General features: G+C 70.9%; 20 protein-coding genes. 10 read left to right on the forward strand and 10 right to left on the reverse strand.

Annotated features, from left to right (window positions below):
- Positions 1 to 25: 25 nt before the first annotated feature.
- From ccsB to hemL, 7 genes are all read right to left on the reverse strand, one after another.
- Positions 26 to 1117 carry a c-type cytochrome biogenesis protein CcsB gene (gene ccsB / locus IE267_RS03615; RefSeq protein WP_189762099.1) on the reverse strand — a complete coding sequence of 364 codons (1092 nt, stop codon included), beginning with the start codon at positions 1115 to 1117 and terminating at the stop codon, positions 26 to 28.
- Positions 1114 to 2817, reverse strand: coding sequence for a cytochrome c biogenesis protein ResB (resB, locus tag IE267_RS03620; protein ID WP_161252310.1), 1704 nt, complete (start codon positions 2815 to 2817; stop codon positions 1114 to 1116). Before resB ends, ccsB begins: the two co-directional genes overlap by 4 nt.
- A 3-nt stretch (positions 2818 to 2820) precedes the next feature.
- Positions 2821 to 3582: a cytochrome c biogenesis CcdA family protein gene (locus tag IE267_RS03625; RefSeq protein ID WP_100578729.1), complete on the reverse strand. Its 762-nt coding sequence runs from the start codon at positions 3580 to 3582 to the stop codon at positions 2821 to 2823.
- 7 nt (positions 3583 to 3589) lie between these two features.
- Positions 3590 to 4198 (reverse strand): TlpA family protein disulfide reductase, encoded by a 609-nt coding sequence (locus IE267_RS03630; protein ID WP_167157798.1) that lies wholly within the window; start codon positions 4196 to 4198, stop codon positions 3590 to 3592.
- Positions 4199 to 4275: 77 nt separating this feature from the next.
- The gene (locus tag IE267_RS03635; protein ID WP_167159628.1) at positions 4276 to 5535 is read right to left on the reverse strand and encodes a polysaccharide deacetylase family protein; all 1260 of its coding nucleotides are present in this window, start codon (positions 5533 to 5535) and stop codon (positions 4276 to 4278) included.
- Positions 5536 to 5941: 406 nt separating this feature from the next.
- Positions 5942 to 6649 carry a histidine phosphatase family protein gene (locus IE267_RS03640; RefSeq protein ID WP_373304453.1) on the reverse strand — a complete coding sequence of 236 codons (708 nt, stop codon included), beginning with the start codon at positions 6647 to 6649 and terminating at the stop codon, positions 5942 to 5944.
- Positions 6646 to 7968, reverse strand: coding sequence for a glutamate-1-semialdehyde 2,1-aminomutase (hemL, locus tag IE267_RS03645; protein WP_189762100.1), 1323 nt, complete (start codon positions 7966 to 7968; stop codon positions 6646 to 6648). The genes IE267_RS03640 and hemL overlap by 4 nt, the downstream gene beginning before the upstream one ends.
- Positions 7969 to 8142: 174 nt before the next feature.
- Between hemL and IE267_RS03650 the strand changes: the two genes are divergently transcribed.
- From IE267_RS03650 to IE267_RS03680, 7 genes are all read left to right on the forward strand, one after another.
- Positions 8143 to 8727: a hypothetical protein gene (locus IE267_RS03650; protein WP_161248083.1), complete on the forward strand. Its 585-nt coding sequence runs from the start codon at positions 8143 to 8145 to the stop codon at positions 8725 to 8727.
- Positions 8728 to 8914: 187 nt separating this feature from the next.
- Entirely contained in the window at positions 8915 to 9310 is a 396-nt protein-coding gene (locus IE267_RS03655; protein WP_100578725.1) for a TOBE domain-containing protein, read from the forward strand.
- A gap of 154 nt (positions 9311 to 9464) precedes the next feature.
- The gene (modA, locus tag IE267_RS03660; RefSeq protein ID WP_189762171.1) at positions 9465 to 10286 is read left to right on the forward strand and encodes a molybdate ABC transporter substrate-binding protein; all 822 of its coding nucleotides are present in this window, start codon (positions 9465 to 9467) and stop codon (positions 10284 to 10286) included.
- Between the two features lie 117 nt (positions 10287 to 10403).
- A complete protein-coding gene (locus IE267_RS03665; RefSeq protein WP_189762101.1) occupies positions 10404 to 12371 on the forward strand; it encodes an ABC transporter permease in 1968 nt (655 codons plus the stop codon).
- A 69-nt stretch (positions 12372 to 12440) separates the two neighbouring features.
- On the forward strand, positions 12441 to 12794 hold the full coding sequence (locus IE267_RS03670; RefSeq protein WP_053728831.1) for an ArsR/SmtB family transcription factor: 354 nt from the start codon (positions 12441 to 12443) through the stop codon (positions 12792 to 12794).
- Entirely contained in the window at positions 12778 to 15369 is a 2592-nt protein-coding gene (gene mgtA, locus IE267_RS03675; RefSeq protein WP_189762102.1) for a magnesium-translocating P-type ATPase, read from the forward strand. Before IE267_RS03670 ends, mgtA begins: the two co-directional genes overlap by 17 nt.
- 76 nt (positions 15370 to 15445) lie before the next feature.
- Positions 15446 to 15979 carry a GNAT family N-acetyltransferase gene (locus IE267_RS03680; RefSeq protein WP_189762103.1) on the forward strand — a complete coding sequence of 178 codons (534 nt, stop codon included), beginning with the start codon at positions 15446 to 15448 and terminating at the stop codon, positions 15977 to 15979.
- A gap of 125 nt (positions 15980 to 16104) precedes the next feature.
- Here the strand turns inward: IE267_RS03680 and IE267_RS03685 are convergent, their stop codons facing one another.
- Positions 16105 to 16536 carry a GNAT family N-acetyltransferase gene (locus IE267_RS03685; RefSeq protein WP_189762104.1) on the reverse strand — a complete coding sequence of 144 codons (432 nt, stop codon included), beginning with the start codon at positions 16534 to 16536 and terminating at the stop codon, positions 16105 to 16107.
- 528 nt (positions 16537 to 17064) lie between these two features.
- Here IE267_RS03685 and IE267_RS03690 point away from each other — a divergent pair.
- Positions 17065 to 17904 carry an NAD(P)H-binding protein gene (locus tag IE267_RS03690; RefSeq protein ID WP_189762105.1) on the forward strand — a complete coding sequence of 280 codons (840 nt, stop codon included), beginning with the start codon at positions 17065 to 17067 and terminating at the stop codon, positions 17902 to 17904.
- Between the two features lie 223 nt (positions 17905 to 18127).
- On the forward strand, positions 18128 to 18886 hold the full coding sequence (locus IE267_RS03695) for a Mut7-C RNAse domain-containing protein (protein ID WP_189762106.1): 759 nt from the start codon (positions 18128 to 18130) through the stop codon (positions 18884 to 18886).
- Between the two features lie 122 nt (positions 18887 to 19008).
- Here IE267_RS03695 and IE267_RS03700 read toward each other — a convergent pair whose 3' ends face one another.
- Positions 19009 to 19422 carry a MarR family winged helix-turn-helix transcriptional regulator gene (locus IE267_RS03700; RefSeq protein ID WP_189762107.1) on the reverse strand — a complete coding sequence of 138 codons (414 nt, stop codon included), beginning with the start codon at positions 19420 to 19422 and terminating at the stop codon, positions 19009 to 19011.
- Positions 19423 to 20446: 1024 nt separating this feature from the next.
- Positions 20447 to 21028 carry a TetR/AcrR family transcriptional regulator gene (locus tag IE267_RS03705; RefSeq protein ID WP_189762108.1) on the reverse strand — a complete coding sequence of 194 codons (582 nt, stop codon included), beginning with the start codon at positions 21026 to 21028 and terminating at the stop codon, positions 20447 to 20449.
- Between the two features lie 134 nt (positions 21029 to 21162).
- Between IE267_RS03705 and IE267_RS03710 the strand changes: the two genes are divergently transcribed.
- The gene (locus tag IE267_RS03710; RefSeq protein WP_189762109.1) at positions 21163 to 22779 is read left to right on the forward strand and encodes an FAD-dependent monooxygenase; all 1617 of its coding nucleotides are present in this window, start codon (positions 21163 to 21165) and stop codon (positions 22777 to 22779) included.
- Position 22780: the final 1 nt, after the last annotated feature.

The raw sequence follows: 22780 nt of genomic DNA on the forward strand, positions 1-22780 counted from the left end.
AGCCGTACCGGGCAACCCGAAACGGTCAGACGCCCGCGTAGGAGTGCTTGCCGTTGACGAAGATGTTCACGCCGTAGTAGTTGAACAGCCAGCACCCGAACGCGATCAGGGCCAGCGTCGCCGCCTTGCGACCCTTCCAGCCGGCCGTGGCACGGGCGTGCAGGTAGCAGGCGTACGCGACCCAGGTGATGAAGGACCAGGTCTCCTTCGGGTCCCAGCCCCAGTAGCGGCCCCACGCGTCGCCCGCCCAGATCGCGCCCGCGATGATCGTGAACGTCCACAGCGGGAAGACCGCCGCGTTCACGCGGTAGGCGAACTTGTCGAGCGAGGACGCGGCGGGCAGGCGCTCCATGACGGAGGTCGCGAAGCTGCCCGGCTTGCCGCCCTCGGCCAGCTTCGACTCGTACCGGTCGCGGAAGAGGTACAGGATCGTGGCGACCGCGCCCACGTAGAACACCGCGCCGCAGAAGATCGCGGTGGAGACGTGGATCCACAGCCAGTACGAGTGCAGCGCGGGCACCAGCTGGTCGCTCGCGGTGTAGAGCACGGTCACGGCGAGCCCGAGGTCGAGCAGGACCGTGGTGACCAGCGGAAGGCCGAGCCAGCCGACGTTCTTCTTCAGGGCCAGCAGCGCCAGGTACACGCCGACCGCGACCGTCGAGAAGGTCAGGTTGAACTCGTACATGTTGCCCCACGGCGCCCGCTGCACGGACAGCGCGCGGGTGAGCACACCGCAGAACTCGATGAGGAAGGCGAGCACCGTCAGGGAGACGGCGATGCGGCCGTAGAGGTCGCCCTTCTCGTCACCGCCCGAGGCACCGGGACCGTCCGGCACGTCACGCGTTCCGGCGGCCGAGCGGGTCACGACCCTGGGGTGCTCCAGGACCGCGGTGCCGCCGTTCTTCGTGGCGACCTCGACCTTCACGGTGCCCGTGTCCTTGGCCTGCTGACCGGTGCCGGTCAGCGCGGCGGCCGTGCGGGCGACCTTGCTGCGACTGCCGAAGAGCCACTCGGCCATGTTGGCGAAGAAGGCCAGCAGATACACGGCCATCGACGAGTAGATCAGGTAGTTGCTGGTGTGGGCCAGGCTCTCATTGGTGGTGGCGGCGAGATTCACTTCTCAGCCCCTTCGGCAGGAACAACTGAGGGTTCGGGTTCTGGATCCGGCGCGGTCGGCGCCTGCGGGATGAGCGTGACCGCGAGATCGGCCAGCTCCTCGGGAAGCTTCGCGGACTCACTGCGGCCGAGCCCGGCCATCTCGACGACGGTCACGCCGTCGTCGCCCCGGACGGCCCGGACCCAGATCCGGCGCCGCTGGATGAACAGCGAGCCGGCGAGCCCCGCGATGGCACCGATCGCGCCGGTGAGGGCGAGACCGTTGCCGGGCTGGTGGGAGATCTGGAAGCTGGCCCACTGCTTGATGGGGCCCTTGTCGAAGGTGATCGACCCGGCGCCGTCGGGCAGTTGGAGGGTCTCGCCCGGCAGCAGCAGCTTCTTGAGGATCTTGCCCTGGTCGTCCTTGAAGGGCTGGATCGAGCGGCTGCTGGTGTCCAGCTGGTACACGTTCTTCGGCAGCCCCGAGTTGAGCCCGAGGTCGCCGTGGTAGGCACCGATGTTGAGGACCGGGAAGTCGGGCGCCGGGAACTTGGAGAACATCTGGGTCGCGCCGGTGCCCTTGCCGCCGAACGTCGGCACGAAGAACGCGGCGAAGCCGAGCTGGTCCTTGTTCCCCTTGGCGTCGCGGTAGCCGTCGAGCACCTTGATGGCGCCGCTGGAGGTCAGGTTGTTGTCCATCGGCAGCAGTGGCGTCGCGCCGTGGAAGACGACGTTGCCCTTGCCGTCCTTGACGGTGACCGACGGCGCGTAGCCGTGCGAGAGCAGGTAGACCTTGGAGCCGTCGACCACGAGCGGCTTGTTGACCTCGACGGTCTTCTGCTGCGACTTGCCTTCGGCGCCCTCGGAGTAGGTCAGGTGCGCCTTGAACTCGCGGGCCGTGCCCAGCTCCGGCCCGCTGCGCTCGTACGTGGCGTCGAAGCGGTCCAGGGTGAAGCTGAACGGCGCCAGGTCCTCGGTGTTGAAGAGCGAGCCCGACCGGAAGTCGTCGTACTGGGTGAGGGTGTTGGAGAACCCGTCGCCCTGGACGATCAGCTTGCCGCCCTCGGACTTGAAGAGCTGGCCGGTGGCGAACGCCACCAGGATCACGATCAGCGAGACGTGGAAGATCAGGTTGCCGGCCTCGCGCAGATAGCCCTTCTCGGCGGCGACCGCGTCCGAGCTGATCCGGGCGCGGAAGCGGCGCTTCTTGAGCATGGCGAGCGCGGCCTCGCGGACCTGCTCGGGGTCGGCCTCGGTGCGCCAGGTCGTGTACGCGGGCAGCCGGGTCAGACGGCCGGGCGCGGCCGGCGGCCGGCCGCGCAGCTGGCCGACGAACTGCCAGGTGCGCGGCACGATGCAGCCGATGAGCGAGACGAACAGCAGGATGTAGATCGCGGAGAACCACACCGAGCTGTAGACGTGGAACAGGCCGAGCTTCTCGTAGATCGGCGAGAGGGTGTCGTGCCGCTTCTGGAAGTCGGCGACCTTCATCTCGTCGACGCTGGTCTGCGGGATCAGCGAGCCGGGGATGGCGCCGAGCGACAGCAGGAACAGCAGGATCAGGGCGACCCGCATCGAGGTCAGCTGCCGCCAGAACCAGCGGAACCAGCCGATCACGCCGATGCCGACGGGGCCGTTGGACCGTTCCTCGGTGGGGGCGGTGGAGAGCTGCGCCCCGGCCTCGCCGAGGTCGGGCTCCGGAGTCGATTCGGTCTTGCTCATGCGTCAGACACCCACCTGAAAGCCTTGGGACCAGCCCTGTACCTGCTGGACGAGCTCCGCCCAAGCGCCGGTGAGCAGCAGCACGCCGGTCACGATCATCATGCCGCCGCCGATCCGCATCACCCATACGTAGTGCTTCTTGACCCAGCCGAAGGCGCCGAGCGCCTTGCGGAAGGCGACCGCCGCGAGCACGAACGGCAGCCCGAGGCCGAGACAGTACGCGACCGTCAGTATGGCCCCGCGGCCGGCGCTCGCCTGGTCCATCGCGAGCGCGTTCACCGAGGTGAGCGTGGGGCCGAGGCACGGCGTCCAGCCGATGCCGAAGAGCGCGCCGAGCAGCGGTGCTCCGGCGAGCCCGGTCACCGGCCGTCTGTGGAAGCGGAATTCGCGCTGGGTCATCCAGGGCATGAGCCCCATGAAGAAGACGCCCATCAGGATCATCAGCACGCCGAGGATCTTGGAGAGCGTGGTGCTGTGGTCCTGGAGGTTCTGGCCGAAGTAGCCGAACAGCGCGCCGCCGGAGACGAAGACCGCGGTGAAGCCGAGGACGAACAGACCCGCTCCCGCGACCATCCGGCCGCGCCGGGCCTCGGCCAGGTCGGTGCCGGTGACTCCGGTGACGTACGAGAGATAACCGGGGACCAGGGGCAGTACGCAGGGCGAGAAGAACGAGACGAGGCCGCCGAGTACGGCGACCGGCAGGGCCACGAGCAGGGCCCCGCTGAAGACCGTTTCGTTCATCGAGCCGACGGCGGCCAGTGCCATCACGCGATCACTTCTCCGCGATCAGCGGGTCGATCATCTGGTGCAGCTTGGTGTCGTCGAGCGCCATCAGGGCGCGGGCGGCGATTTTGCCGTTCCGGTCGAGAACGATCGTCGACGGAATGGCCTGCGGATTCAGGCTGCCCTTCGGGAAACGCAGAATGAGCTTCCCGATCGGGTCGTAGAGGCTCGAATAGTCGACGCCGAATTCCTGCTCGAACTTCTGGGCCGGACCCTTGTCGGTGTCGCGGGTATTGATCCCGACGAACTCGACGCCCTTGGACTTCATCTCCTTGGAGACCTTGGCCAGATACGGCGCCTCGGCCCGGCAGGGCGCGCACCACGAGCCCCAGACGTTCAGCACGACGATCTTGCCCTTGAGCGAGGCGACGTCGAGCTGCTTGCCGTCGACGGTGGCACCGGACAGCTCCGGGGCGTTCTGACGGTCGCCCTTGGCGACGGTGGCGATGCCGCCGGTGCCGGTGACGAACTTGGTGTCACCGGAACCACCGGACGTACCACCGGAACCGCAGGCCGTCAGGGTCAGCGCACCGGCGGCCGCGGCAGCCGCGGCCAGCGTCAGGGTGCGACGGCGTCGGAAGGCAGGACTCACGGACATGTGAAAAGTTTCGCATGTCTGTTTCGGGGATCTTCCGCGCCCCCCTGACTGCCCGTAAAGCCCCTTGTCAGGAACGCCTAAACGGCCTTGAGGAACGCGTTCCAGCCACCGGCGGGGGCCTGTCCCACGCCGAGCGTGCGCAGCTTGGCGAGCACCTTCGGGTCCTGGACGTCGAGCCAGTCGCAGTACTGCTTGAAGGAGACGAGCCTCACATCCTTCTTCTCGTCCCGCTTCGCGACGATGCCCTTGAAGGCCTCTTCGACGGCGTCCATGTAGATGCCGCCGTTCCACTCCTCGAAGTGGTTTCCGATGTAGAAGGGCGCGCGATTCGTTTCGTAGGCCCGCTTGAATCCGGCGAGATAGGCCTCGGTGGCCTGCTTGCGCCAGCCCGGGTAGTTGGCCGGCGGCGCCTTGGTCGAATTCTTCGACTGGTTGGCGAGGATGTTGTAGTCCATCGAGAGGACCTGGAAGGAATGCCCGGGGAAGGGTATTTGCTGGAGCGGCAGGTCCCACAGGCCGTGCCGCTTGACCGGCCAGACCTGGGTGCCGCCGGGCGAGGAGGCGTCGTAGCGCCAGCCCAGCTTCTGAGCGGTGGGCAGCAGGTTGTCCTGACCGAGCAGGCAGGGGGTACGGCCGCCGGCGAGCTCGCGCTTGTAGTCGAACGGGAGCGGGTCCTCGTCCGTCCAGCCGGTGTTCGTCTTCCACTTGGTGACGAAGTCGATCGCCTGGTCTATCTCGCTCTGCCACTGGGCGGCGGTCCAGTGCTCGACCGTGCCGCGTCCGGTGCAGAAGTGACCGTTGAAGTGCGTGCCTATCTCATGGCCTTCGGTCCAGGCCTGGCGGACGTACTTCAGCGTCTCCTTGATGTGCGGGTCGGAGAGGTAGCCGATGTCGGAGGCGCCGACGGCGTTGTTCGGCGGCCGGTAGAGGCGCTTCTTGGCCTCGGGCAGCAGATACAGGCCGGAGAGGAAGAACGTCATGCCCGCGCCGTGGTCCTTGGCGAGCTGGAGGAAGCGCGGGAAGAGGCCGTTGCCGACCTCGCCGGCGCCGTCCCAGGAGAAGATGACGAACTGGGGCGGTGTCTCGCCGGGCTGGAGCGGAACGGGCTTCTCGGGCTGGTGCGGCTGCTTGCCGGTGTCGGCCGTGGAACCGTCGCCTATCAGTTTCGCGTCGGCCTTCTTGGCGGCCGCGTCACCGCTTTCACCGCCGCCCTTGCCACTGGAACCGCTACCGCTGCCGCCCGACGTTCCGCAGCCGGCCAGGCCGGCCGCCGCTGCGGCCCCCAGACCAAGCCCCAGCATGCCCCGTCGGCTGACGTTCCGGCCGATCTCCCGCATAAGCCCGTCCGTTCCCATCGCTTCGCACCGTCGTCTCGTCGTCCTCGAACCCCAAGCGCGTCACCGCAGTTGGGCGATCTGTGAGATGTCGGGTGAAACCTGGCCGGTTCCACACAGCTCGCACAAATCTTCGTAAACCGTACGAGATGTGGGTGCGGGTCGAGGGGGCGGGGGGTGAAGGTCGTGCGAACGGTGTCGCTGGACGGGCTGGTGGGGCGGCCGGGTCGGATGCCAATGCCGGGGCCGACGGCCGGCCGGGACGATCCGGCCGACCGGGACCATCCGGCCGGCCGGGACCATCCGGCCGGCCGGAGACGTCGGCCCTGAGACGCCGGGCCGACCCCGAGACCTCGGGCCGGGCGCCTCGGGCCGGAGACGTCAGGTGAGGGACATCAGGTGAGGGACATCAGGCGCCGAAGGCCTTCGACTTGCCCTTGACCGGCTTGGCGCCGGCCAGCAGATGCGCCGGTACGAGATCGCGGGCGGGCTCGCTGTAGCCCACGGACACGATCCGGTCGCCCCGGTAGGTGAAGCTGGTCAGCGAGGCCAGCGTGCACTGCCGCTTGCGCGGGTCGTGCCACAGGCGCCGCTTCTCGACGAAGCTGCGCACGATCCAGATCGGCAACTGGTGGCTGACGCACACCGCCTCGTGCCCCCGCGCCGCGTCGCGCGCCGCGTCCAGGGCGCCCATCATCCGCACGACCTGCTCGACGTACGGCTCGCCCCAGGACGGGCGGAACGGGTTCGTCAGGTGTTTCCAGTTGGCGGGCTTGCGCAGCGCGCCGTCGCCGACGCCGAAGGTCTTGCCCTCGAAGACGTTGCCCGCCTCGATGAGACGCGGGTCGGTCGCCAGGTCGAGGCCGTGCACCTTGGCGATCGGGTCCGCCGTCTCCTGGGCGCGCTCCAGCGGGGAGGCCACGACATGGGTGATGTCACGGCCCGCCAGGTGCTCGGCGACCCGGTCGGCCATCTGCCGGCCGAGCTCGGAGAGGTGGTAGCCGGAACGGCGCCCGTAGAGCACTCCGTCCGGGTTGTGCACCTCGCCGTGGCGCATCAGGTGCACGACGGTCAGTTCGTTTCCGGCGTTGTTCTCGCTCATGTTGTTCTCGCTCATGCGGTGGCCTCCGCGGCGGCACGGGCGGCGGCGGGCAGCGCGGCCGCGATGCGCTCGATCGCACGCTCGTCGTGGGCGGTCGACAGGAACCAGGACTCGAACGCCGAGGGCGGCAGGTAGACGCCCTGCGACAGCATCGAGTGGAAGAACCCGTTGAAGCGGAAGGACTCCTGCTTCTTCGCGTCGTCGTAGTTGCAGACCTCGTCGGCGGTGAAGAAGACGGAGAACATGTTGCTCGCCGTCTGCACCCGGTGGGCCACGCCCTCCTTGCTGAGCGCGCCGGTGACCAGCGCCTGGACCTCCCGCGAGACGGCGTCGACCTTGGCGTACGCCGCGTCGTCGAGCAGCCGCAGCTGGGCGAGGCCGGCGGCGGTCGCGACCGGGTTACCGGACAGGGTGCCCGCCTGGTAGACCGGGCCCGCCGGGGCGAGGTGGCCCATGACGTCGGCGCGGCCGCCGAACGCCGCGGCCGGGAAGCCGCCACCCATGACCTTGCCGAACGTCATGAGGTCCGGCACGACGCCGTCGACGCCGAACCAACCCGCCTTCGACGTACGGAAACCAGTCATCACCTCGTCCGAGATGTACAGCGCGCCGTTCTTCGCACAGGCCGCCTTCAGACCCGCGTTGAAGCCGTCCGCCGGCGGCACGACGCCCATGTTGCCGGGCGAGGCCTCGGTGATCACACAGGCGATCTCACCCGGGTTGGCGTGGAACGCCGCGTGCACCGCGTCCAGATCGTTGTACGGCAGCACGATCGTGTCGCCGGCCTGGGCGCCGGTGACGCCGGGGGTGTCGGGGAGGCCGAACGTGGCGACCCCGGAACCGGCGGCGGCGAGCAGCGCGTCCACATGTCCGTGGTAGCAGCCTGCGAACTTGATCACCTTGGCGCGGCCGGTGAAGCCGCGCGCCAGGCGGATCGCGGACATGGTCGCCTCGGTGCCCGAGGACACCAGGCGGACCTGCTCGACCGGCTCGATCCGGGCCACGATCTCCTCGGCGAGCGCGACCTCACCCTCGCCGGGCGTACCGAAGGAGGTGCCGCGGGCGACGGCCTCCTGCACGGCGGCGACGACCTCGGGGTGCGCATGCCCGAGGATCATCGGACCCCACGAACACACCAGGTCGACGTACTCGCGGCCGTCGGCGTCGGTCAGATAGGGCCCCGTACCGGACACCATGAACCGGGGCGTACCGCCCACGGCCCGGAAGGCGCGGACAGGGGAGTTCACACCGCCGGGCGTCACGGCGGACGCACGGTCGAAGAGGTTCTGCGAAACTGGGGCGTCGTATTCGTACGGATAGCTCACACCCGCCATGGTGGCAGAGGCCCGGACGTTCTTGCGGACCGGTGTTTCACCGCACCCGCGCTGGGGAGGTCAATGACACGATGATCCGCAGATGATGGAGTGGCATCGGCGGATGATCGGGTTGCGCGGTGGGGGCCGCGGCATCTACAAAGCAGTCGGGCTACAAGCAGTCGGGTGAAGGATATGCATCGCGGTGGCGGACTGGGCGAGGGGACCGATGACCGGGGCCCCGAGCGCGCCCACCGGCGGGGACGGCACCGGCGGCGCGACGCCCAGGACCGGATCGACCGGGTCGGGGACGGCGCTCTGGCAGGGAACGGAAGTGGCCGGGTGGGGGTGACCTACAAGTACTTCGGTGCCCCGGACGGCGCGACCGCGGCCCGGGTGCCCGTCACCATGCGCCCGGAGGAGCTGGGCGGCGACGAGCTGGGCATGGGCGGCATGTTCACCAAGATCAAGCCGGAGACGATGGCCGCGATGGTCCTCACCGGCATTCAGGGCATACCGCTGCACAAGGTCCCACCGCTGGAACTCGTCGTCCTGCACCCCGACTACGCGGTGGTCAAGCTGCCCATGACGGTCGTCGACCCGCTGCGCGGCGTCGGCGAGGAGTCGGTCGGCGCCGCGGCCTTCATATGGTCCACGGTCCCGGACCGCGGCGGCCCGCGTGACGCGTTCAACGTCTATCAACTCCTGCACGAATGGCAGGACTTCTCGCACCGGCTGCACGAGGCGGGCCACCAGCCGTACTGCCTGGTCTGGCCCTGACCGCTCCGAACGCCCCACGGCAGGTGAGCACGGAAGGACGTCGACGGGCCTCCCGCGGCGCCGTGCGGCGGGCGCCCGAGGGCGGCGCCGGGCGGCTTGGACCTTCGTCCATTCGGCTCCGCAGCTGCGGTGTATGTTCCGACGGACCCTTTGTATATGCGGCGTGAAGCCGCCTATCTTGTCGCACATGCAGTCCTACACCATCGGCCAGGCAGCGCGTCTGCTCGGCGTCAGCCCCGACACCGTGCGCCGCTGGGCCGACGGCGGCCGCGTCACGACCCATCGTGACGAAGGCGGCCGCCGACTCATCGACGGGCGGGATCTGGCCGCCTTCTCCATCGAGGTGGGCCAGTCCTCCAACAGTGAGGAAGAGGTGCCCTACACCTCCGTCCGCAACGCCTTCCCCGGCATCGTCACCGCCGTCAAGCTCGGTGACGTCGCCGCCCAGGTCGAGATCCAGGCCGGTCCGCACCGCCTCGTCTCCCTCCTGACCCGGGAGGCCGTCGAAGAGCTGGGCCTTGAGGTGGGCATGCAGGCCACCGCGCGGGTGAAGTCCACCAGCGTGCACATCGACCGCACCTAGGTCGACAGGCCACACCTACGTCCCCGCGGCGTCGCCCTTCCCCGGTGACCGACGGACATCCGACCCGGATGCTCCCGAGGCCACCCAGCGGGGGAAGCCCTCACCTCCCGGCGCGGCTCATCAAGCATCCGAAGGAGCTCCATCCATGTCTGTCATGGCTCTCAGTACCCAGCGCCGCCGCGCCGCCGCGGCCGTCGTCTCCGCCGCCCTGCTGATTCCGCTGGCCTCGGCCTGCAGCAGCAGCAGCAAGGACAGTGGCAGCAGCGACAAGAGCGCTTCCCCGTCCGGGAGTGCCGGCTCCGCGCCGAAGGCCGCGCAGCTGACCGTGCTCGCCGCGTCCTCGCTGACCGATGTCTTCAAGGCGGCGGGTGCCGCCTACGAGAAGGAGAACCCGGGTACGCACATCAAGTTCTCCTTCGCCGGCTCGCAGGAGCTGGCGGCCCAGGTCAAGCAGGGCGCCCCGGCGGACGCGCTGGTGACGGCGGACACCAAGACGATGGACGGCCTCAAGGCCGACGTGAACGACCCGTCGATCATCGCCAAGAACCGTCTGGTGATCACGACGGGCAAGGGCAACCCGAAGAAGGTCGAGGACCTCAAGGGCCTGACCAACACCAGCCTCAAGGTCGTCCTCGCGGCGCCCGAGGTCCCGGTCGGCCGCTACAGCAAGCAGGTCCTGGACAAGCAGCACCTCACGGTGAAGCCGGTCTCCCAGGAGCCCAACGTCCGCGCCGTGCTGTCCAAGGTCGAGCTGGGCGAGGCCGACGCGGGCATCGTCTACAAGACCGACGCCGCCTCCGCCAAGGGCAAGGTCGACACCGTCGACATCCCGGACGCGCAGAACGCCGTCGCCTCCTACCCGGCCGCCACCCTCAAGGCGTCCAAGAACGCGGACGCCGCCACCGCGTTCGTGAAGTGGCTCTCCACCCCCGAGGCCCAGAAGATCCTCGCGGACGCCGGCTTCCAGCAGCCGTAGCCGGCCCGGCCCCCTGGCCGCCGTTGCTCCAACTCCCTTGCGTGGTATGCCCGTTCACACTGTCTGCTCGTACCGGGCGGGCAGGCCCCGCGCCCTCAGGACACCGGGGGAACCCGTATGACCCGCAGCCGCTCCCGCACCCGTCGGCGCCCGCCCGTGGCCCTGGCGCTGCCCGCACTGCTCGCCATCGCGTTCCTGTTGATGCCGCTCCTCGGCATCCTGGCCCGCACCTCCTGGGGCGAACTCGGCACCCATCTGACCGGCCCCGACGTCACCGAGGCCCTGCGGCTCTCGCTCGTCGTCTCGTTCTGGGCACTGGGCCTCTCCCTGCTCCTCGGGGTGCCCCTGGCCTGGCTGCTGTCCCGGGTCGACTTCCCCGGCAAGTCCCTGGTGCGCTCGCTCGTCCTGCTGCCGATGGTGCTGCCGCCCACGGTCGGCGGCGTGGCCCTGCTGCTCGGCTTCGGGCGGCGCGGACTGCTCGGCCCGTGGCTGGAGAACACCTTCGGCATCACGCTGCCCTTCCACACCTCAGGCGCCGTGGTCGCCGCCACGTTCGTCGCGATGCCCTTCCTGGTGATCAGCCTGGAGGGCGCGCTCGGAGGCCTGCGTCCGTCGTACGAGGAGACGGCGGCCTCCCTGGGCGCCTCCCCGTTCCGCGTCTTCCTCACCGTGACGCTGCCCATGGTGGCCCCTGGCCTGGCCGCCGGCGCCGCACTCACCTGGGCCCGGGCACTCGGCGAGTTCGGCGCGACCATCACCTTCGCGGGCAACCTCCCCGGCACCACCCAGACCCTCCCGCTCCAGGTCTACCTCCTCCTCCAGGACTCCCCCGAGGCCGCGACCTCCGTATCCCTGCTGCTGCTCGCCATCGCGATGGCCGTACTCATCGCCCTGCGCGGCCGCTGGACCGGCGGCGCCTCGGTACGCGGCGGCGCGCCCTCCCCCGCCGCGGCGGACAGCCCCGCCCTGGAGACCGACCCCGCGCCGGCCCTGCCGGACCACTCCGCCCCGCCCAAGGACGACGACCTCAAGTCTCCCGCCGGCAAGCAGAGTTGGTCCCTCGACGCCGAGGTGACCGGGTTCAACGAGCTGACCCTGCACGCCGAGCCCGGCACCACCATCGCCGTCGTCGGCGAGAACGGTGCCGGCAAAACCACCCTGCTACGCGCCCTGCTCGGCCTCACCGACCGCGCCCACGCCACCCTCCGCCTCGGCACCACCGACGTCACCGACCTGCCCCCGCACAAACGCGGCGTCGCCTGGGTCCCGCAGGCCGGCGCCCTCTTCCCCCACCTCACCGCCCTCACCAACACCGCCTACGGACTCCGCGCCCAGGGCACCCCCCGCGCACAGGCGCGCGCAACCGCCCAGACCTGGCTCGACCGACTCGGCGTCGGCCACCTCGCCCACCGCAAACCCGCCCAGCTCTCCGGCGGCCAGGCCCAACGCGTCGCCCTCGCACGAGCACTGGCCGCACAACCCCGGCTCCTCCTCCTCGACGAGCCCCTCGCCGCCCTCGACCAGACCACCCGCGCCCACGTCCGCCACACGCTGCGCACCCACCTCGCCGGCTTCCCCGGCGTCTGCCTCATCGTCACCCACGACCCCGTCGAAGCCGTCTCCCTCGCCGACCGCGTCCTCGTCCTCCACGACGGACGCACCCTCCAGGACGCCCCACCCACCGAGGTCACCCGCCACCCCCGCTCCCCCTGGGTCGCCCGCATGCTCGGCCGCAACGCCTGGCCCGGCACCGCAGACGCCACCGGACTCACCCTCGCCAACGGCACTCACATCACCACCGCGGAACAACTACCCGCCCGCACCAAAGCGCTGGCCATCATCACCCCCGAATCGGTCGCCCTCCACCACACTCGCCCCACCGGCAGCCCCCGCAACATCTGGCCCGGCACCATCCGCGAAATCACCGCCAGCGGCAGCCGCCTCCGCATCCTCATCACCTCCGACCACACCCCGGACCTCATCGCCGAAATCACCCCACACGCGGCAGCCGACCTCCGCCTCACCGAAGGCGCCACCGTATGGACCAGCATCAAGGCAACCGAGATCACCCTCGTATCCCTATGAGCCGACGCCCCTAGACTGGCCTCCGAAGGCGACGGACAGGGCCACCCCACCGAGGAGACGGAGGCAACGGTGACGACGACGAGCAGCACCGACCCGTCGGCCGAGGTGCTCGGCGAGGCAGCGGGGGTCTTCGGACTCCTTGCCTCGCCCGCGCGGCTGCACATCATGTGGACGCTGAGCCACGGCGAGTCCGATGTGTCGGGGCTGGCCGAGAGGGTCGGCGGTGCGCTGCCGGCCGTCAGTCAGCATCTGGCGAAGCTGAAACTCGCGGGGCTCGTCCGGTCCCGGCGGGAGGGACGGCGGGTCGTCTACCTCGTCGACGATCCCGATGTGGCTCAGATGGTGCGCTGGCTGGTCGCCCGTCTTGGCGGGGGCGTGAAGCTGCCGGGACCGTCGGGACTCGTCCGTGACCTGGGCGCCTGAGCGGATCTCTCCTCTGCAGTTGTCAAGGAGCACTCCGCTGCAGTTGCTCCGCTCGCTCGGCTCCGGTCCGCGGGGACTCGTGGAGTCCGAAGCCGAGGCACGTCTCGTGCGATATGGGGAAAACGTCCTTCCCGCCCGCCGAGTTCCGTCCCTGCCGATTGTTTTCCTGCGCAGTCTGCGCGACCCGTTCACCGCCGTGCTCGCCTGTCTCGCGCTGGTCTCCGCGCTGGTCGCGGCCTGGGCGACGGCCTCCGTCATCGCGGTGCTCGTAGTGGTGAGCTGTGCGCTGCGGGCGGCCGGCGAGCACCGTGCCGACCGGTCGGCGGCCGGGCTGCGGGAGTTGGTGGCGAGCACCGCGACCGTGCTGCGCAGGACGGACGACGAGGCGGCGCCGGTGCCGCGCGAGGTCCCGGTGGACCAGGTGGTGCCCGGCGATGTGGTGCGGCTCGCACCCGGCGATCTCGTACCGGCGGATCTGCGGCTGCTGCGGGCGACCGGTCTGACGATGCATCAGGCGGCGCTGACCGGCGAGTCCGCACCGGTCCCCAAGTACCCGGTGGACGAGCCCGCGGCACCGGCGCCGCCCGGAGCTGCGCCGACGCACGCCCTGGACGAGCAGGACTTCGACCGGCCGGAGGTCTGCTTCCAGGGCAGCAGCGTGGCCTCGGGCAGCGGCACCGGCGTGGTGGTCTCGACCGGCGCCGACACGCGGTTCGCGCGGGCCGACAAGCCGCACCGCGACGACCGGCGCACGACGGCCTTCGACCGGTCGGTGTACGGAATCTCCTGGATTCTGATCCGGTTCATGCTGCTCACCCCGCCGCTGGTCCTGATGGCCAACGCGGCGCTGCGCGGCCGGGGCCTGGAGACGCTGCCCTTCGCGGTGGCCGTCGCGGTCGGGCTCACGCCCGAGATGCTGCCGGTCATCGTGACGACCACGCTCGCGCGCGGGGCGTCGGCGCTCGCCCGCACCCACCGGGTGATCGTCAAGCGGCTGCCGGCGCTGCACGACCTGGGTGCCGTCGACGTCGTCTGCCTGGACAAGACCGGCACGCTGACCCAGGACCGGCCGGTCCTGGACTGCGCCCTCGACACGGCCGGCCGCCCCGACGACTCGGTCCTGCACTGGGCCGCCGTCAACAGCCTGTGGACCCTGCAGCTCGCCGAACTGCCCGCCGCCGACGCCCTCGACGAGGCCCTGCTCGACGCGGCCGAGGAGCGACTGCCCGCGGACGCCCTGGAGTACGACGCGGTCGCCGCCCTCCCCTTCGACCCGGTGCGCCGGCTCTCCACGGCCGTGGTCGACACCCCGCGCCGGCTCGGCCACCACACGCTGGTGGTCAAGGGCGCCGTCGAGGACGTTCTGGAACGGTGTCCGCTCTCCGCCGACGAACGGGAAAGGGCGGTCGCGCTCGCCGACCGCCTCGCCGCGGACGGGCTGCGCGTCCTCGCGGTGGCCCTCGCCGAACGGCCCGCCGCCGGGCGCCCGTACACCGTCGCGGACGAGCGCGGGCTCACCCTGAAGGGCCTGGTCGGGCTGCGCGACGCGACCGCCGATTCGGCGGCGGACGCCCTTGCCGCGCTGGCCCACCGGGGCGTCGCCGTGAAGGTGCTGACCGGCGACCACCCCGGCACGGCCGCCCGCGCCTGCCGCGAGCTCGGCCTCGACCCGGGCGAGGTCGTCACCGCCGCCTCGCTCGACGGCCTCGACGACGCCGGGGTGGGCGAACTCGCCGACCGCAGTACCGTCTTCGCCCGCTGCTCCCCCGAGCAGAAGGCCCGGATCGTGCGGGCCCTGCGCGAGCGCGGACACGTCACCGGATTCCTCGGCGACGGCGTCAACGACCTGCCCGCGATGCGCGCATCCGACGTCGGCATCTGTCCGCCCGAGGCCGTGGACGTGGCCCGGGAGACGGCGGACGTCGTGCTCGCGGCGAAGGACCTCACCTCGCTCGACCACGCCATCGTGGCCGGTCGTGGGGGCGGTGCCACCATCGCGGGCTATCTGCGGATCACCCTGTCCTCGAACCTCGGCAACGTCATCGCGATGCTGACCGCCGGTCTGCTGCTGCCGTTCCTGCCGATGCTGCCCGCGCAGGTCCTGGTCCAGAACCTGTGCTTCGACGCGGCCCAGCTGGCCTTCGCCTACGACCGGCCGCGGGCCGCGATGCTGCGCCGCCCGCTCAAGCTCCGCCCCCGCGAAGTCCTGGCCTCGGTCACCGGGTACGGGGTGCTCAACGCCGCCGCCGACCTCGCGACCTTCGCCGTCCTGGTCTGGGCGGTCAGCGACACCCGGGGCGAAACCGCCTTCCACGCGGGCTGGTTCACCGAGAACCTGCTGACCCAGGCCCTGGTGATGGTGCTGCTGCGCACCGGCCGCGGCGGCGGCATCCCGGTCACCGCGGGCGTGCTCGCGCTGACCGGCCTGCTGCTTCCGCTCTCGCCGCTCGGCCCGCTGATCGGCATGGCCGCGCTGCCCCTGGCCTACTATCCGCTGCTCGCCCTCGTCCTCACCCTGTACGCGGCCGCCCTGCACTGGCTCACCCGGCGCACCCGACGGCCGAGCACTCCGTAGCGGCGGGCTCCCTGACCCGAGCCCCCGGTCCACTGACCGGGGGCCGTTGTCAGACCCGGCGCCTACAGTTCTGGACATGAGCGACACAGCCCGTGAACTTGCCCCGCGCGTCCGGCTGCTGGCCTGGTCGGACGGAGACCTCGGCCTGCTCCGCAGGAAGAACGAGCCGGAGATGACCGAGCACCTCGGCGGCCCGGAGTCCGAGGAGAAGGTGCTGGCCCGGCAGGACAAATACGCGGCCATGAGCGCCCGCCCCGCCACCGAGGGCCGGATGTTCAAGGTCGTCCTGGACGAGACGGGTGAGACCGTCGGGTCGGTCGGGTACTGGCCCCGAATATGGCAGGACGAGCCGGTGTACGAGACGGGGTACGGCATCCTCCCCGAGTTCCGGGGCCGCGGCCTGGCCGTCGCGGCGCTCCGGGCGGTCGTGGACCGCGCCCGCGCCGCGGGCGGCCCGCGCACGATCCACGCCTATCCCTCCGTCGACCACATCGCCTCCAACGCCACTTGTCGCAAGGCCGGGTTCGCATGCGCCGGCGAGGTCGAGTTCGAGTACCCGCCGGGCACGACGATCCGGTCCAACGACTGGTGGACCACCTTGGAGGACTAAACACTGGTGGACCACCTTGGAGGACCAGGGGCCCAGCCTCTGCACGGCGCGACCGCACGATGCCGGCCGAGCGAGGGCGTGGGCGTAGGCGGGGGTGTGGGCGTGAGCGCGGGCGTGGCGTGGGGTCAGTCCAGGGGCTTGTCGAAGTTGAAGGCCGTCACGGCCATCCGCTCGCGGAAGTAGAAGCGGTGCGCGTCCGTGCGCTGGGTGCCGGAGTCGAGGTTGAGGGAGGTGCATCCCGCCCTGCGCGCGTGAGCCTCCAGGTGGGCGAGCAGGGCATGGCCCACGCCGGTGGAGCGGGCACCGGCGGCCGTGACCAGGTCGTCGACGTACAGCTTGCGGACCACGTGGGTGTTGACGATGATCCGCCACCCGGCGGCGCCGACACAGGCCCCGTCGTCGCCGTACACCGCGGTGAAGCGCAGCCCCTGGGCATGCCCTTCCCCGTAGATCTCGGCGAAGAGTTCCTCGGTGAGGTGCGGGCGGAGTTCACTGAGCACCGGCAGCAGGTCATCCGTCAGCCGCGGGTCGCCCGGTTCGAGGTCGATGATCTTCATACCGAAAGCGTAGAGCGCCCGCGCCCGCACGGCCCCGCGGGACCTGTACGCCTCGTACGACCTGTACGCCTGTCACCGATCGGTGCGGCTCGCGCGGCTCCGAGACCCGCCCCGCACGGGCCGTGTTGCCCGCGAACCCGCATGCCCGGGATGGAACGCGCTTGACGGTCGTGAATCCGTCGAGGATATTTGTCTGCGTGACGCAGACTATGTCTGATGCAGATTGGTTGATGACGACGGGTGGGTGGGCGGGCGGCTCCGCACCCTGTCGACGCGCCCGGTCTCGGTCGACGCGCCCGGTCAACGCTCCGGTCAACGCTCCGGTCGACGCCTCCGGTCGATCGGCCGTGATTGACCGTGCTCGGTCGCGCGTGGCCGCGCTTGGTCGCGCGTGGCCGCGCTTGGTCGTGCTTGGCCGCGCTTGGTCGCGCTTGGTCGTGCTTGGTCGTGCTTGGCACAGGTGCGTCAGCCGTTGCCCGGCAGCGCCTCAGTAGTCCCAACTTCCTTTATCCAAGGGGTATTTCCATCATGACGATTCTGATCACCGGCAGCCGCGGCAAGGTCGCCACCACCCTCATCCCGTTGCTGCGCGAGCGCGGGCTCGATGTCCGTGCGGCCTCCGCGAGCCCCGACAAGCTGTCGCTCCCGGACGGCGTGGAGCGCGTCGTCTGCGACCTCGACGACCCGGCGACGTTCCCGGCCGCGCTGGCCGGGGTCGAGTCGGTCTTCCTGTACGCCAACCCGCAGCACATCGAGGCGTTCCTCGCCGAGGCGAAGACCGCCGGGGTGCGGCACATCGTGCTGCTCTCCTCCAGTTCCGTCATCGAGCCCGGCGCCGACACCAACGCCATCGCCGCGATGCACAGCGCCGTCGAGCGCGGCCTGGAACGCTCCGGCATCCCGTCGACGTTCCTCCAGCCCGGCGGGTTCGCGGGCAACGCCCTCGGCTGGGCCTGGACGGCCAAGTCGACCGGCACCGTGGACCATCCCTTCCCCGGGGCCCGGTCCAGCCTCATCCACGAGGCGGACATCGCGGATGCCGCGCTCGCCGTTCTCACCCGGCCCGAACTGCGGGGCCACGCCTACCACCTCACCGGGCCGGCCTCCCTCAGCGTCACCGAGCAGGTGGCGATCCTCGCCGAGGCCGCCGGGCGTCCGCTCACCGTCAACGCCGTGAGCGCCGAGGCCTGGAAGGAGTCGACGGCCGAATTCATGCCGCCCGCCATCGCGGACGCGCCGCTCGGCTACTTCGCCTCGCACGACGGCCTGCCCGACGCGGTGACCAGCACCGTGGAGGAACTGACCGGCCATCCGTCCCGCACCTTCGCCTCCTGGGCCCGTGAAAACGCGGACGCCTTCCGCCCGTAGCCGCCGCCAGCGGCTGCTAGTTGCTCCTAGCGGCTGCCAGTCGCTCCTAGCGGCTGCTGGCCGCTGCTGGCCGCTGCTGGCCGCTGCTCCCGCCCGGTCACTTCCTTCGGTCGGCCGCCCCGGCCCGGTCGCCACCAGCCCGTCGCCTCGTCCGCCCCCGAGCAGCCCGGCACGCCCCCGAAATCCCTGGCCCGCAGCGCCGCCCCGGTGCCATCCTGGCGGCGTGAACGGACCGGAGATCCACATCGACTTCGCCCCCGAGCTGCGGCTCTTCGTTCCTGTGAAGCGCCGCGAGGGGCCCAGCAGTTTCGTGACCGACGGCGTGTCCACGCTCGGCCATGTCGTCGAGTCGCTGGGCGTCCCGCTCACCGAGGCCGGCCGGCTGCTCGCGGACGGCCGCGAGGTGCCGGTCTCCCACATCGCGTCGGCGGGCGAAACCGTCGAGGTGCATGCCGTCGAGCGCCCACAGACGGTGCCGGGCGCCCCGCTGCGCTTCCTGCTCGACGTCCATCTCGGCACTCTGGCAAGGCGGTTGAGGCTGCTCGGTGTCGACGCGGCGTACGAGAGCGAGGACATCGGGGACCCGGCGCTCGCGGCGCTCTCCGCGCGGGAACAGCGCGTCATGCTCTCCCGGGACCGAGGTCTGCTGCACCGCAGGGAGCTGTGGGCCGGCGCGTACGTCTACAGCCACCGCACCGAGGAACAACTACGGGACGTACTCGGCCGGTTCGCGCCCGCGCTCGCGCCCTGGACGCGGTGCACCGCCTGCAACGCGCTGCTGCGGGAGGCCGACAAGGAGTCGGTGGGCGACCGTCTGGAGCACGGCACCCGCAGTACGTACGAGGTCTTCGCCGAGTGCGGGGGCTGTGAACGGGTCTATTGGCGTGGTGCGCACCATGCCGCGTTGGAGGCGATCGTCGACGAGGCGGTACGGGAGTTCGGCCCGGGCGGTGGTGGTCGGCGGGCGGACCGTGCCGGATGACGGCTGCCGGTGCGGTTGCCCGGTGCGGCTGCCTGGGTGCGGTCGCCTGGTGCGGCTGCCTGGTGCGGCTGGCCGGTGCGACTGCCTGGTGCGGCTGGCCGGTGCGGCTGCCTGGGTGCGGTTCAGATCTGGCCGCTCCGGAGGCGCTCGATCTGGGCGGTGCTGAGGTCCACCGTGCGGCGCATGTGCGTGGCGATGAAGGCGATCTCGTCGTCCGCGTACTCGTCGAACAGCTCCCACCAGGCCCCGTTGAGCCGGCCCCACACCTCGCCGAACTCCGCCATCTGCCCGGGCACCACCTCGACGAGGACCTTTCTGCGGTCCTCGGTGTCGCGCCGGCGGGTCACATAGCCGGCCTTCTCCAGACGGTCGACGAGCCGGGTCGCGGAACCGGTGGTGAGCCCGGTCAGTTCGGCGATCCGGCCCGTGGTGACGGGGCCGGGCTCCAGACCGAGCAGGTTGAGGCACTGGACGTCGGTGGGGTGCAGTCCCAGGCGGTCGGCGAGTGCCTGGTTGAACAGGGCGTACGAGGCCATGTAGCGGCGGGATACTGCGCCCAGGTCGTGCAGCAGGGTGGCGCGGGGGGGTGGGGGGGTGCGGGGGGGGTGGGGGGGTGCGGGGGGTTGGGGGGGTGCGGGGGGTGTGGCCCGGCCGGGGTCCGGGGGCGTTCTTCTGTGCCATGCAGAAAGTGTACGGAGCAGTGTTTGCCCGGGGGGAGGTTGCCCACCCTCCCGCCCGTTGCTCGGGGTTGGTTGGTCCCGGCCCCTGGGGCTCCGCCCCAAACCCCGGGGGCTCGCCCACCCTCCCCCAAGCTCTCAATGAGCAGGGGGGACCCCCATCCCGTGCGGCGGGTTGGATGAGCTGAGCCCTGGGGCTCCGCCCCAGACCCCGGGGGTTTCCCCACCCTCCCCCAAGCTCTTAATGAGCAGGGGGGACCCCCATCCCGTGCAGCGGGTTGGATGAGCTGAGCCCTGGGGCTACGCCCCAGACCCCGGGCGGGGACTCCGCCCCCTGCACCCCCGATCGCGCCTGAACGGCGCTCGTCCTCAAACTCCCCCAAGGCCTCAAGGGCCAGGGGGGACCCCCATGACGGGCTGAAATGCCCGATGCCGGCCAGCACCGAAGCATTTAGGGGCGCGAGGAACTGCGCGAGGAGCGACCACGCACGGTGCGAGGCCTCCGACGGCCTTTGGGGGCGCGGGGAACTGCGCGACCAGCCACCCACGGCCCGAGGACGTAAACGGGGTTAGGGGCGCGGGGAACTGCGCGAGCAACCACCCACGGTGCAAGGGCGAAAGAGGGGGTTGGGGGCGCAAGCCGCACGGCATTCGGCCGGGGCCGGGCTACGGCCCAGGCCGAGGCCGGGTACACCAGGACTGAACTACCGCCGGGGCCGGGGCCGGGCTACACCAGGCCCGGACTACCACCGGAGCCGGGCCGGGCTATGGCCAGGACCGGACTACAGCCAGGGCCGGGGCCGGGCTACACCAGGACTGAACTACCGCCGGAGCCGGGCCGGGCTATGGCCAGGACCGGACTACAGCCAAGGCCGGGGCCGGGCTACGGGCAGGGGGCTGTCAGGTAGCGCTGGACCGTGGGGGCCAGCCAGGCGATGACGTCCTCGCGGGACATCGCGACCGCGGGCTGGAAGCGCAGCACATAGCGCGCTATCGCCATGCCCAGGATCTGCGAGGAGACCAGCGCCGCCCGGCACGGGGCGTCGTCCGGGTCCGGGCAGACGCCCGCGACGACCGGCACCATCTGCCCCGTGAACACCGCCTGCACCCGCTCCGCGCCGGCCGCGTTCGTGACGCCCACCCGCAGCAGGGCGGTCAGTACGTCGTCGTCCTCCCAGCGGTCGAGGAAGTGCGCGACCAGCGCCGCGCCCAAGCCATCGGCGGGCAGCGTGTCCGGCCGCGGCAGGCGCAGGTCGATCTCGGTGGCCGCGGCGAACAGCCCCTCCTTGTTGCCGTAGTAGCGCATCACCATCGACGGGTCGATCCCCGCGTCCCGGGCGATGGCCCGGATGGTCGCGCGCTCGTAACCGTCCGCCGCGAAACGCTCGCGCGCGGCATCGAGGATGGCGGCCTTGGTGGCTCCGGAGGTGCGGCGTGGGCCTCCGGCCGGGGCTTCGGTCGTCATGCCAACGACTGTAGGCCAACAGCTGTTGACACGCCAGTTCCGGCAGTTCTACATTTGCCAACAAGCGTTGACCAACAACCGTTGGCCAACATTCGTTGACCCGTACGCACGCACTGGCATCGATAGGGGCAGCCATGAACGACACCCCGCACGCTTCCGGCTCCACCCGCTCCACCCGCTCCACCGACTCCCGCCGCGCCACAAGTCCCACCAGCGCCCTCCGGCCCGATGAGCCCTTAAGCGTGGCCGCCCACGCGAAGACCGAGGCCGGCGCCGACACCGTGGCCGACGTCCTCGTCGTCGGCGCCGGCCCGACCGGACTGCTCCTCGCCGGTGACCTGGCCGCCGCGGGCCTGCGCGTCACGCTCGCCGAGCGTCGGCCGCACGGCATCAGCAACATGACGCGCGCCTTCGGCGTCCACGCCCGCACCTTGGAGATGCTCGACGCGCGCGGCCTGGCCGACGAGTTGATCAAGCGGGGCACGACCGTCGACCACATGGACATGTTCGGCCACATCAACCTCGACATGACCCGGCTGCGGTCGCGCTTCCCGTTCCTGCTCGTCAGCCCGCAGTACGAGATGGAACAGCTCCTGGAGCGGCGGGCCGTCGCCGAGGGGGTTCAATTCCGTTACGGCGCAAGGCTGTTGAACCTCCGCCAGGATGGCGAAGGAGTAACCGCCGAGCTGCGCGAGAGCGGCGGGGGCGGGGGCGATGGCGACGGCAGCAATGACGGCGAGCAGCACGTCACGCTCCGGGCCCGCTATCTCGTCGGCGCCGACGGCGTACACAGCGGCGTCCGCGAGGCGCTCGGGCTGCCGTTCCCCGGCGCGGCCGTGATCCGCTCGATCATCCTCGCGGACGTACGGCTCGCAACGGAACCGGACGCCATGCTCAAACTCAGCGGCTCGGGCAACTCGTTCGCCGTCGTCGCCCCGTTCGGCGACGGCTACCACCGGGTCATGGGGTGGAACCGGAAACACCAGGTGTCCGACACCGAGCCCGTGGACCTCGACGAGCTGCGCGCCATCGCCACCGAAGCCTTCGGCACCGACTACGGGATGCACGACGCCCGTTGGATCTCCCGCTTCCACAGCGACGAACGCCAGACCTCGTCCTACCGGGTCGGCCGGGCCTTCCTCGCCGGGGACGCCGCGCACGTCCACTCCCCCGCCGGCGGCCAGGGCATGAACACCGGCCTCCAGGACGCCGCGAACCTCTCCTGGAAACTGATCGCCGCACTGCGCGGCCGCGGCGCCGACCCCGACGCGCTGCTCGACAGCTACCAGGCCGAACGCCACCCGGTCGGCACGATGGTGCTGCGGAGCAGCGGCGCGCTCATCCGGCTCGCCATGGCCCACAACCCCCTTCAGCGGGCGGGCCGTTCACTCGCCGTACGCGTCCTCGACCTCGTGCGCCCGGTCTCCGACAAGGCGATGCGGATGATCAGCGGGCTCGACATCTCCTACCGGGCGGAGCGCGGTTCCCATCCGCTCGCCGGGAAGCGCGCGATCGACCTCGACCTCGCGGAGGGACGCCTCTACGAGCTGCTGCGCCGGGGCGAGTTCGTCCTGGTGACATCCCGGGACGGCCGGACCGTGGCGCCGCAGGGCGTAGTGGCCGCGCACTGGCGGAGCGGCCGCGGCAGCACTCTGCTCGTGCGGCCCGACGGGTACGTGGCGTGGGCGAGCGAAGGCCCGGACCCGGCCGGGCTGCATGCCGCACTCGCCCGCTGGACCGGGCACGAGTAAC

This window comes from Streptomyces xanthochromogenes (genome assembly GCF_014650455.1).
Lineage (GTDB): Bacteria > Actinomycetota > Actinomycetes > Streptomycetales > Streptomycetaceae > Streptomyces > Streptomyces xanthochromogenes.